Origin of the sequence: Moorena sp. SIO4E2 (genome assembly GCF_010671945.1) — a bacterium.
Lineage (GTDB): Bacteria > Cyanobacteriota > Cyanobacteriia > Cyanobacteriales > Coleofasciculaceae > Moorena > Moorena producens.
In genome coordinates, this window is sequence record NZ_JAAHIE010001338.1 from 1 (window position 1) to 1,190 (window position 1,190).

The following is a 1,190-nucleotide window of genomic DNA, read 5'->3' on the forward strand; positions in this document are numbered from 1 at the left end:
TGAATCCAGATTATGCTATCCAAGGACGTATTATCAGGCAACAAGGAGAATATATTGATTTTGAACACATTTCTTATCACTGGAAACAACAGTTTAAGCAAACTCCTTTTTATCAAAGGTTATTTGCGGAAACAGAAACAGTTAGCCCTTATGACTTACAACTATTGAATCAAGAATCGGTTGTAACAGGTAATGGGAATAATCCCTTGAGTTCGTATCTAGGGAAGCAACTGATAGCACAGTTGAGAGAGTATCTGGAGTCGCAGTTGCCAGAGTATATGCTGCCATCAGGGTTGATGATGTTATCACAACTGCCACTGACTCCCAATGGTAAGATAGACCGTAAGGCTTTGCCTGCACTGGATGCAAGTAGTGTGTCAACGGAGTATGTAGCTCCAGAAACAGAGACACAGAAGGTATTAGCAGAGATTTGGAAAGAAGTGTTGGGAATAGAAAAGGTAGGGATACATGATAACTTCTTTGAATTGGGTGGCCATTCTCTGCTGGCAACTCAGGTTGTGTCTCGGGTGCAAAATACTGTTCAAGTGGAGTTACCTATCAGTAGGTTATTTGAAAATCCTACTATCGTTCAACTAGCAGAAGTTTTAGTTGAACAACAATTGCAACAAGTAGACAGTAATATACTTGAACAAATTTTAGCTGAGGTTGATCAATAATGAATGATATAAAAAAACGTTTGGCTAATCTTTCGCCAAAACAACGAGAACAGGTATTGGAAAAGCTCCGACAGCAGCAGTTGCTCCCAACTGCCAAGGAAAGTCAAGCTATTCCAATGATTTCTAGGGAGCAAGTTATCCCATTATCCTATGCACAACAAAGGTTATGGTTTATTGAAAAAATGGCCTTGAGTAGCAACGCCTACAATATGCCATTAATCCTACATCTAGTAGGTAAACTAGACTATGTAGCCCTGCAAAAAAGTATCAACCAAATCATTGCTCGCCATGAAACCCTGAGAACCACCTTCAGTGAAATCAACGGCACAGCAGCACAAATAATTAAACCCCCCTTTGAATTAGAACTACCCATAATTGACCTAAGTGGGTTAACACCATCAGAAGCTACCACCAAACTACAACAACTACTCCAACAAGAAAATGAACTTTCATTCAATCTAGAAGTAGACCCCCCCATACGGGCTCAGTTGTATCAACTAGGAACAACAGAAC

Annotated in this window: 2 protein-coding genes; both read left to right on the top strand. The window is 40.1% G+C overall.

Annotated features, from left to right (window positions below):
* Positions 1-677: phosphopantetheine-binding protein (locus tag F6K37_RS43490; RefSeq protein ID WP_287257357.1), on the top strand; the 677-nt coding region annotated here is incomplete at its 5' end.
* Positions 677-1,190: condensation domain-containing protein (locus tag F6K37_RS43495; protein ID WP_287257358.1), on the top strand; the 514-nt coding region annotated here is incomplete at its 3' end. The genes F6K37_RS43490 and F6K37_RS43495, both read left to right, overlap by 1 nt.